At 69.4% G+C, this 9,548-nt stretch carries 13 protein-coding genes; 1 reads left to right on the forward strand and 12 read right to left on the reverse strand.

Annotation, left to right across the window (positions count from 1 at the left end):
- Positions 1-122 precede the first annotated feature (122 nt).
- The 11 genes from JWP65_RS09635 to JWP65_RS09685 form a co-directional block, all read right to left on the reverse strand.
- Complete coding sequence (locus JWP65_RS09635) at positions 123-1,913, reverse strand: glutamine--tRNA ligase/YqeY domain fusion protein (protein WP_299763120.1); 1,791 nt, start codon at positions 1,911-1,913, stop codon at positions 123-125.
- A 296-nt stretch (positions 1,914-2,209) separates the two neighbouring features.
- Positions 2,210-2,458 (reverse strand): hypothetical protein, encoded by a 249-nt coding sequence (locus JWP65_RS09640; protein ID WP_299763122.1) that lies wholly within the window; start codon positions 2,456-2,458, stop codon positions 2,210-2,212.
- A 356-nt stretch (positions 2,459-2,814) separates the two neighbouring features.
- Positions 2,815-3,801 carry a kelch repeat-containing protein gene (locus tag JWP65_RS09645; protein ID WP_299763124.1) on the reverse strand — a complete coding sequence of 329 codons (987 nt, stop codon included), beginning with the start codon at positions 3,799-3,801 and terminating at the stop codon, positions 2,815-2,817.
- Between the two features lie 167 nt (positions 3,802-3,968).
- Positions 3,969-4,754, reverse strand: a complete 786-nt coding sequence (locus JWP65_RS09650; RefSeq protein ID WP_299763126.1) for a LytTR family DNA-binding domain-containing protein — start codon at positions 4,752-4,754, stop codon at positions 3,969-3,971.
- Positions 4,751-5,785 carry a sensor histidine kinase gene (locus tag JWP65_RS09655; RefSeq protein WP_299763128.1) on the reverse strand — a complete coding sequence of 345 codons (1,035 nt, stop codon included), beginning with the start codon at positions 5,783-5,785 and terminating at the stop codon, positions 4,751-4,753. The genes JWP65_RS09650 and JWP65_RS09655 overlap by 4 nt, the downstream gene beginning before the upstream one ends.
- A complete protein-coding gene (locus JWP65_RS09660; protein WP_299763130.1) occupies positions 5,782-6,090 on the reverse strand; it encodes a 2TM domain-containing protein in 309 nt (102 codons plus the stop codon). The genes JWP65_RS09655 and JWP65_RS09660 overlap by 4 nt, the downstream gene beginning before the upstream one ends.
- 35 nt (positions 6,091-6,125) lie before the next feature.
- Positions 6,126-6,407, reverse strand: a complete 282-nt coding sequence (locus tag JWP65_RS09665) for a 2TM domain-containing protein (protein WP_299763132.1) — start codon at positions 6,405-6,407, stop codon at positions 6,126-6,128.
- Positions 6,379-6,582 carry a DUF6622 family protein gene (locus JWP65_RS09670; RefSeq protein WP_299763134.1) on the reverse strand — a complete coding sequence of 68 codons (204 nt, stop codon included), beginning with the start codon at positions 6,580-6,582 and terminating at the stop codon, positions 6,379-6,381. The genes JWP65_RS09665 and JWP65_RS09670 overlap by 29 nt, the downstream gene beginning before the upstream one ends.
- Positions 6,583-6,628: 46 nt before the next feature.
- Positions 6,629-6,871: a DUF6622 family protein gene (locus JWP65_RS09675; protein WP_367280492.1), complete on the reverse strand. Its 243-nt coding sequence runs from the start codon at positions 6,869-6,871 to the stop codon at positions 6,629-6,631.
- A gap of 146 nt (positions 6,872-7,017) precedes the next feature.
- Positions 7,018-7,431: a DUF2306 domain-containing protein gene (locus JWP65_RS09680; RefSeq protein ID WP_299763138.1), complete on the reverse strand. Its 414-nt coding sequence runs from the start codon at positions 7,429-7,431 to the stop codon at positions 7,018-7,020.
- Between the two features lie 199 nt (positions 7,432-7,630).
- Positions 7,631-7,855, reverse strand: coding sequence for a hypothetical protein (locus tag JWP65_RS09685; RefSeq protein ID WP_299763140.1), 225 nt, complete (start codon positions 7,853-7,855; stop codon positions 7,631-7,633).
- A gap of 94 nt (positions 7,856-7,949) precedes the next feature.
- On the opposite strand from JWP65_RS09685, the gene JWP65_RS09690 reads away from it, so the two are divergent.
- Positions 7,950-8,774 (forward strand): undecaprenyl-diphosphate phosphatase, encoded by an 825-nt coding sequence (locus JWP65_RS09690; RefSeq protein ID WP_299763142.1) that lies wholly within the window; start codon positions 7,950-7,952, stop codon positions 8,772-8,774.
- Here JWP65_RS09690 and JWP65_RS09695 read toward each other — a convergent pair.
- Entirely contained in the window at positions 8,737-9,525 is a 789-nt protein-coding gene (locus JWP65_RS09695; RefSeq protein WP_299763144.1) for an alpha/beta hydrolase, read from the reverse strand. The two genes, JWP65_RS09690 and JWP65_RS09695, sit on opposite strands and share 38 nt — an antisense overlap.
- Positions 9,526-9,548 lie beyond the last annotated feature (23 nt).

Below are 9,548 nucleotides of genomic sequence, written 5' to 3' on the forward strand. Positions count from 1 at the left end.
TCCTTGCCCACACCCGTCGATGATGTCTACGACCAACCCCTCGCCGATCTTTCGCCTGGCCATGCGCTCGCGCGCGTGCCTCGTCAGCGCGATGGGCAACTGGAAGCGACGGCTGAACACGCCTACCTTCCGAATGAATCCTTCAACCCCGCCACCCTGTTGAACACAGCCTTGCCGGCCTCCCCGGCATGATCCTTGCGATCCGCCACGAAGTACCCGTGCCGCTCGAACTGGAATCTCTGATCCCCTTTTGCGTTCCCCAGTGACGGCTCCACATAGGCCGTCACCACCTTCAAGCTGTTCGGATTCAGCTCCTCGAGAAAGTCCTTCTCCCCCGTATCGGGCTGCGCCACCGCGAACAGCCGGTCGTACAGCCGCACTTGCGCGTTCACCGCGTCGGCCACGCCCACCCAGGTGATGTTGCCCTTTACCTTCACAGCATCGGCACCGGGCGTGCCGCTCTTGGTGTCAGGCACCAGCCGGGCCTGAACTTCCACGATCGCGCCCGACGCATCGCGCGAAGCGCCGACGCACTCCACCACATAGCCGTATTTCATGCGCACCTTGTTCCCCGGGAACAGGCGAAAAAAGCCCTTGGGCGGCGTCTCTTCGTAATCCGTCCGCTCGATCCACAGCTCGCGGCCGAACATGAACGCGCGCCGCCCCAGGTCGGGCAGGTGCGGATGCACCGGCGCCGAGCACGGCTCCAGGTGGCCCGCGCCCATCACCTCGTCCCAGTTCGTGACCACCAGCTTCACCGGGTCCAGCACCGCCATCGCGCGCGCCGCCTTCGGGTCGAGGTCGTCGCGCAGCGCGATCTCCAGCGTCGAATAGTCGATCCAGGTGTCCGACTTGGTCACGCCGATGCGTTCGCAAAACAGCTGCAGGCTCTCGGGCGTGTAGCCGCGCCGGCGCAGGCCCACGATGGTCGGCATGCGCGGGTCGTCCCAGCCCGCCACGTGGCCCTGGTCCACCAGCTGCTTCAACTTGCGCTTGCTGGTGATCACGTAGGTCAGGTTCAGGCGGGCGAATTCGTACTGGCGCGGGTGCGGCGTGTTGACCAGGCCGCCCTCGGCCAGCCGGTCCAGCAGCCAGTCGTAGAACGGCCGCTGGTCCTCGAACTCCAGCGTGCAGATGCTGTGGGTGATGTTCTCCAGCGCGTCCTCGATCGGGTGCGCGAAGGTGTACATCGGGTAGATGCACCACTTGTTGCCGGTGTTGTGGTGCTCCGCATGCTTGATGCGGTAGATAGTCGGGTCCCGCATGTTGATGTTCGGGCTGGCCATGTCGATCTTCGCGCGCAGCACCGCCTTGCCATCTTCCAGCTGGCCGTCGCGCATCTCGCGAAAGCGCCGCAGGTTCTCGTCGATGCTGCGGCTGCGAAACGGGCTGTCGGTGCCGGCCTTGCCGAAGTCGCCGCGGTTCACGCGCATCTCTTCCGGCGTCTGCTCGTCCACGTAGGCGTGGCCGGCCTCGATCAGGTATTCGCCCGCGCGGTACATGAAGTCGAAGTAGTCGCTGGCTTGGTACAGGTGGCTGGTGCCGTTGGCCTCCCAGCCGAAGCCCAGCCAGCGCACGGCGTCCTTGATGGCGTCCACGTACTCCACCTCTTCCTTTTCGGGGTTGGTGTCGTCAAAGCGCATGTGGCACACGCCGCCGTAGTCGCGCGCCAGTCCGAAGTTCAGGCAGATGCTCTTGGCATGCCCCACGTGCAGGTAGCCGTTGGGCTCGGGCGGAAAGCGGGTGCGGATGCGTGCCGGGTCGGGCTCGCCCGCTTGGTGGTGCGCCGCGTCGCCCGGGCTGCCGCCCCACTGGCGCTGCGTGTAAGTGCCGTTGTCCAGGTCACGGTCGATGACGGCCCGCAGGAAGTTGCTGGTTTTGCCGGTCGGTTCTTGGTCGGGGGGGGAAGCCATATGCGGACGATTTTGTCATGGCTTGTTGCAGCGCACCCGGCACCCCTCGCATGCCTGCTGGCCCCGCGTGTGCGAGTGGCTGCTCTCGCAGTCCGCGAAACCGTGACGGAGTTACGTCCGGCGACGGATTTGACCGCGAGACAGCAGGCACGACCGGTTTTCCGGGGGTTAAATGCAGCCGTTGCAAGGTCATCGTCACTGAGCCAGGCAGGGCGCAGACGAAATCAGGTATCTCCAAGCGATTGGCCCCGGCGAACGAAGCTGGGGCCTTTTTTTGGCCTTTGGTCCGCCGCGATTCACCAGTGATGTTCGTCTTTGCCCGGGCGCAGCAGTTCGGGAACGGGGTGCTTCGAAGGCAGCAGGGCCTTGAGCTTGAGCTGGTCGCGCAGATGGGGCAGCACGCTGTCCGAGCCGTGCCCGCTGTGGCCGCCGGCGATGGCGCGCTGCACGTAGCCGCGCTGCCGGCGCGGCACGCTGCCACAGCGGTCCGAGGCGCGCCGTTGGGGCGGCCCCCGCTCGTCGTTGGGTTTGTTGTCTCGCGTCATGTCGGTGTTCCTCTGAGTGTTTACAGAGTAGGGACGACGCGACGCTTTAGATGCAGGTCATGCCCGACCATGGGCGTCGGACGGCAGCGACCGGGCTGTACAAAAAAAGAACCCCCAGGTGGAACCTGGGGGTAACAATGCCAGTCGCGGGACGGAGGGCCGGACCAGCTCACCCCGGAGGAGGAGGGGACTCAGAGGAGTCGGGGTGACCGGGAGACGAAAAGCGTGGTTCGTGGGACCAGCCGCGCCTTGCGTGCAATTCGATAGCCCGTAGTAGACGCTTGCGGCTTCCCGGCGCCCTGTAGGACGTTGGCCACAGGGCCTGCCAGACGATCCCGATTCCGCCGGTTCATGCGCTATTCGGGCTCGAAGGCCTCATGCACCGCGCTTTGCACGCCACCTCCCATCATCGGTCCGCCGCCCGCCACGTAGACGGTGGTGCCGATGGCCACGGCGCCCAGGCCGTGGCGCGGTGTCGGCATCGGCGCGAACTGTTCCCAGGCGTCCTGCGCGACGTCGTAAGCCTCGTTCTGGCCGAACACGCGGTTGCTGCCCTCGCCGCCCATCACGAAGATGCGCTGGCCGACGAGCACGGCGCCATGGCCCGAGCGGGCGGTCGGCAGCGGGCTGCGCGCCGTCCACTTGTCCTGGCGCGGGTCGTACGCGTGGTGCAGGTTGCTGTTGGTGTGGAAGCTGTCGACCCGCCCGCCGATCACGTGGACCAGGTTGCCCGCGACCACGGCGCCCACGTGGTCGCGCGCGGTGGGCAAGGGCGCGTTGCGCTCCCAGCGATCGGCGCCTGGCAGGTACGACAGGTGCCAGGCCACCGACCGCTTGCTGTCGAAGCTGGCGCCGACGGCGCCGCCGATGGCATGGATGCGGCCGCCGATGGCGCCGCAGCCGGCCGAGCCGACCGGCCGGGGCAGCGGTGCGATGCGGCGCCAGCGGTCGTCACCCTCGTTCCAGCCGAAGCACTCCGCGTGCGGCTTGCGGTTCTGCTCGGTGAAGCCGCCGATGGCGTAGAGCGTGTCGCCCAGCACCGCCACGCCGACGTGGTTGGCGCCCAGCGGCAGCGGCGCGGCGCTGGTCCAGGCGTCGCGCTGCGGGTGATAGACGTGGTGGTAAGGGCGGTCCACCCGCTGCTCGCCGTAGCCGCCCACCAGGTGCATGCGCCCGTTCATGGCCGCTGCCCACGCCATCTCGCTGCGCGGCAGCGGCAAGGGCGCCTTGGTGCTCCAGCGCCCCATGCGCGCCGCCCTGGGCGCGGGGCTGTCGAACACGTTCTGCACCGCCGCCAGCTCGGGCCGGTCGATTCGGCCCGGCGCGTTCAGCCGCTCGTACATGCCGGCGTTGTGGGCGTGGGGTGCTGCCGGGCCACCGGCTGGCTGCAGCCGGCAAGGGCGGCCGGGGCGGCCAGCAGCAGGGTGCGACGTTGCAGGGGCATGGTGGAGGCTCCGGGACGCGGGTTCCGCAGCCTACCAGTGCCCGGCGCCGGCGAAAACCGCCGCCTTCACATGGCCCGGAACAGGTGCGCGTAGAGCCGGCTGACCGGCAGCTGCTCGCGGCGGCCGTGCACCGCCAGCTGCAGCTTGCCGGCCTCGTCGCGGTGCACCGCTTCGATCGCGGCGGCCCGCACCACCGTGCCGCGGTGCACCTGCCAGAACACACCGGGGTCCAGCTGCGGCAGCAGGTCTTTGAGCGCGGTCCGGATCAGGTACTCGTGGGACGCGGTCAGCACCCGCAGGTACTTGTCGGCGGCCTCGAACACCAGCACCTCGTCGACCGGCACCATGCGGATGCTGGTGCCGACGCTGGCCTGGATCACCTTCAGCGCGGGCTGCCCAGGCGCGGCGGCGAGCAGGCCGCGCAGCTGGCCCAGCGTGGCTTCCAGCTCGTCCGCGCCGCCCTGCCGGGCCGCCAGCGCCTGCTGCAGCCGCGCCACCGTCTTGCGCATGCGATCCGGCTGGTGCGGCTTGAGAACGTAGTCGATCGCGTGGGCTTCGAAGGCCTGCACCGCGTACTGGTCGTACGCCGTGACGAACACCAGCGCCGGAAAGGCGACGCCGGCGGGCCAGTCGTCAACCAGTTGCGCGGCAGCCTCCAGGCCGCTCTGCCCGGGCATGCGGATGTCGAAGAACAGCACGTCCGGCCGCAGCGCAAGCGCCCGGGAGACGGCCGAGAGGCCGTCGGCCACCGTCGCCACCACCTGCAGGGCCGGCCACTCGCGTTGCAGCTCGATGGCCAGTGCCTGGGCCAGCAACGGCTCGTCTTCGGCGATCAGGGCGGTGGCTTTCATGATTGCACCGGCATGCGAATCACCGCCCGCATTCCGGCCTCGCCTGCCGGCGCCAGTTCCAGGCTGGCGCCGGCCCCATGCAGCGTGGCCAACCGGTCGCGCACCTGTGCCAGCCCGAAGCCCTTGCCGTCCGCCGGCGGTGCTGCATGGCCGATGCCGGTGTCGACCACCTCCAGCACCAGCTGCCCGCCCTCGCGCCGCGCGCTGACGGCGATGCGGCCGCCCTCCAGCTTGGGCTCCAGCCCGTGCTGGATGCTGTTTTCCACCAGCGGCTGCAGCAGCAGCGTCGGCACCCGCTGCTGCGCCAGCTGCGGCGGCAGCTCCAGCACATACGCCAGCCGCGGCCCCATGCGGATCGACATCAGCTCCAGGTAGTCGCGCAGCCGCTCGAACTCGCGCTCCAGGCTGTGGCTGGTGGCGCGCGAGCCGTCGAGCGTGGCGCGCAGATAGGCGATCATGTGGTCCAGCATCCGCTGCGCCCGCTGCGGATCCAGCGCGATCAGGACGCGCAGGTTGGCCAGCGTGTTGAACAGCATGTGCGGCTCCAGCTGTGCCTCCAGCAGCTTCAGCCGGGCCTCGTTCGCATGGTGCTGGGCCTCGCCCATCTTGCGCTGCAGGTAGGCGCCCTTGTTGCGGGCGTAGAACCACGAGGTGGCGGCCAGGCCGGCCAGCACCGTGATCAGCAGCGAGGCGCGCCATTGCGACGGACTCGGCTCGCCGGTGTACCAGCCGTAGGCCAGGCCGATCCGGTCACCGGCCGCCATGCCGAAGAAATAACCGGCCAGGATGCCCGCGACGATCAGCAGCACGCCGCCCAGCCCTTGGGGCCAGCCGGTTTCGGCAGCCGAGGGCAAGGCGTGGCGGCCGAGGTCGACCACCGCCCAGGTGATGCTGCCGATCAGCAGCGAGTAGACCAGCGTGGGAAGGTACGGCTTTTCGGGGCTGAAGGCGATCTGCAGCGCCGCCACCGCCAGGCAAAAGGCCAGGGTCTGCAGCAGGTGCTGCAGCTTGGCGATGCCGTCGATCTTCATCGCCCTTGCGCGCGGTCCTGCTGGCGCAGCAGGCGCTCGTGTTCCTGCCGCACCAGGCGCTCGCGCATCGGGCCGGCGCCGCCCAGGACAAACACCGCCACGCCGTGCAGCGCCAGCCCCAGGCCCCATCCCAGCACCGGATAAACCGACCAGGGCCGGTGACCGAAACCGTAGCGCGACATCGCGAACAGGCCCAGGTTCACCAGCACGTAGACCGCGGCATGCACGAACCAGCCCAGCTTGGCGCTGGCGCGCTTGCGCGCCAGGCGGTCGATCTCTTCGGGGCTGAGGCGGGCAGCGGACATCGTGGACGATTTTAGGTGAGCCATGCGGCCAGCGCTCACCACGGCCCCTGCTGCTGGCGCAGGGCCCGGCGCTCCCGCTCCACCAGCCGCCCAAGCGTGCCGCCGGTTGCGAGGAAGACGCCGGTGCGGTGCACGGCCAGGCCGATGCCCCAGCCGAGCGCGGGATAGATGGCCCAGGCGCGCCCGCTCATGAACGACAAGGTGGCCAGCAGCAGGTTGACAGCGATGTAGACCATGGCGTGGGTGTACCAGCCCAGCTTGGCGCCGGCGCGGCGGCGCGCTTCGCGCTCAAGGCAATCGGTGGCGGTGGTGTCCATGGTGGTCTTTCTTTTCGATGCAACGGGTTTCAGGCGGTGATCCGGTCGTGGCAGGCGTGCCCAGCGCCAGCCGCCACAGGCGCACGGCGCGGCCGACGAAGATGCCGGCCAAGCAGCCGTACAGCGCCGCCACGGTCAGGGCGTACTGCGTGTCATGCACCAGCTTCGGTGCCATCGTCAGCTCCACGCCCAGGTGTACTTCACCAGGAAGATGCCGGCAATCAGGGCCAGCGGCACCATGCTGCCGGGCAGCGCGTCGCTGCGGCTCGTCGCGTCGTATCGCGCCGCGGCCCGGCCGGGGCGACCAGGGCGAACAGCAGCAGTGCGCCGGTGGCCCAGACCGCCAGCGCCTGCCCCAGCAGCGGCGAGGCGCCGAAGGCCGACAGCGCCCCCCAGGCGGAAAAGACCGTCATGCCGATCGGCAGCAGCGACACCCGCAGCAGGCTGGCCGTGCGGTCACGCATCTGGCTCAAGCCCAGCGCCAGCGGCGCGGCGAGCAGGCCCCCGGACCCGGATGGGGGTCTGGCGCAGGATGGGGCCGACGGCCTGCGGATGGTGGGCGACGAGTCGGATCAGCATGGTTTGCTCCTGCAAGGGCAAGGGGGTGGAATCAGACGAGGCCGAGCCAGTCGCCCAGGACCAGGCGGCCTAGGTAGCGGTTCGGCAGCAGCGTGAAGCCGCCAGCGACGAGGCAGCCGCCCACGTACAGGCTCTGCATGGTGAGGCGATGGCCGCGGATGTTGCCGCGCGCCAGCAGCCAGAAGGCGCCGAACAGGGCAACCAGGGTCACCGGCACCAGGATGTGGACGGGGGTGTAGCCCGCGAGGTTGGGCAGCGACCAGTCACGGATGAAGATGGCCGAGATCGCCGTCGCCAGCATCAGGGTGACCCAGGCGTAGCCGAAGGCGCGGTGCAGGCGCGGATGCTGGTGCCGGCTGCGGCGCGCCCACAGGGCGACCGGCCCGATGGCAACTGCGCCGAGAGCGGCGCTCATGTGGACGGCGATCAGGGGAGTCAGTTGCATGGCGGGCACCTAGTCTGCGATCGACGGACTGTGCGGTCCGCCGCCGGAAAGGGCCACCACGCTGCGACGGAACGCCGTCGGCGGGGAGTGAAATGCAGTTGCCGCGGAGCGAGCCGCGGGCGCCAACGCGCCTGGAGGGGTTGAAAAGGGGAAAGTGGTGCGGCGCCGGGCGCTGCCGGCGCCGCTGCGAATCAGCCCGTCAGGCCGAAATGCGGCGGAACTGCTCGCTCAGCTCCTGCTGGCGCAGCATGATCCGCGGCACATCCGGGTGCAACGGGTTGATTTCTCGCATCGCCCATTTGTAGAACGCCTGGGCGGTCACCAGGTAGAGCAGGTTGATGATTTTCATGTCGGCAATGATCACGGCCAGCCGACCGGCGACCTGTAGGCACGCCGCGCCGCCGCGGCTGCCGGATTGCGACATGCCTTGTCGGACGAGGGCCGCCTGCCGTGCCAGCCGGGTTGCCCCACGGCAAAGGGCCGGCCCGGCGATAATCCGCCCTTTGCCTGGAGCGCACGTGGACGTCGTATTGCTGGTGAAAGCCGCCGTCATGGGCGTGGTCGAGGGCCTCACCGAGTTCCTCCCCATCTCCAGCACCGGGCACCTGATCCTGGCGGGCACCCTGCTGGGCTTTCACGACGAGAAGGCCAAGGTCTTCGACATCGCGATCCAGACCGGCGCCATCCTGGCCGTGATCCTGGTGTATTGGCAAAAGATCCGCTCCACGCTGGCCGGGCTGGGCAGCGAGCCGGAGGCGCGGCGCTTCACCCTGAACGTGGCAGTGGCCTTCGTGCCGGCGGTGGTGCTGGGGCTGGCGCTGGGCAAGATGATCCAGGACAACCTGTTCACGCCGGTGGTGGTGGCCACCACCTTCATCATCGGCGGCTTCGTGATCCTGTGGGCCGAAAAGCGCGCGCCCGGCGCGGTGCGCATCCAGGAAGCCGAGGACATGCGCTGGCCCGACGCCCTCAAGCTGGGGCTGGTGCAGTGCCTGGCGCTGGTGCCGGGCACCAGCCGCAGCGGCGCCACCATCATCGGCGGCATGCTGCTGGGCCTGTCGCGCAAGGCGGCCACCGATTTTTCGTTCTACCTGGCGATCCCCACGCTGATCGGCGCCGGCGCGTACAGCCTGATCAAGGAACGGGGCCAACTGTCGGTGGCCGACCTGCCGATGTTCGGGGTGGGCCTGCTGTTCTCGTTCGTCAGCGCCTGGCTGTGCGTGCGCTGGCTGCTGCGCTACATCTCCAGCCACAGCTTCACCCCGTTCGCCTACTACCGCATCGTGTTCGGCGTGGTGGTGCTGCTCACTTCGTGGACAGGCTGGGTGCAGTGGTCGCACTGAGGCCGGCGGCGCGCGTGCGCCGGTAGGGCCGCCACCGGCCTTCCGGCTGCGCCAGCCGGTCGGCCACCACCCGCATCACGTCCGCGTGGGTCGCCATGCCCAGATGGCTGGCGTCCACCGCCACGTTCTCCACCTGCGGCCCGGCCGGCTCGACGCAGCCGCGCCAGCTCACCATGCCGTCGCTCTTGCTGTAGATCGAGGTGGTGGGCACCGGCGGGCGCTCGCGCAGGCGGGCCTGCAGCTGCGGCGTCAGGTGCGAGGTGTCGCCGCCCATCAGCTTGAAGATGGTGCCCGCATGGTTGCCGTCGCCCATCGCGCGAAACGGCGTGGCCAGCGTGATCACCTGCCGCACGCTGGCGGGCGACTGCTTGGCCACTTCGCGGGCGTAGACGCCGCCCAGGCTCCAGCCGACCAGGCTGACCCGTTGCCCGTGTTGCGCGTGCAATTCGCTCACGCGGTCCGCCAGCGGCGCCAGCCAGCCGTCGAACGGCGAGTCGGGGCCGCGGTTCATGCCAAGGCCCCAGTCGTGCACGGCGAAGCCGCAAGCCTTGAGGTAGCCGCGCAGTTGCGAAGTGGAGTAAGCCCCGGCGCCCAGGCCGGGATAGATCACGACCGGGTGGCCGTCACCGCGCACGCGCGGCGGCTGGCCCAGCTTGGCGGAAAAGAAGTCGAGCGCGGCCCGGAACGGTTCCGTCGCCAGCAGCGAGAGCGATGGGGCACGGAAGGTGGCGCGGGCGTTCGGGGTTGGCATGCATACGATCTTCGGCGCTGCGC

This window comes from Ramlibacter sp., from assembly GCF_028292805.1.
In the GTDB taxonomy this organism is placed as follows: Bacteria; Pseudomonadota; Gammaproteobacteria; order Burkholderiales; family Burkholderiaceae_C; genus Ramlibacter.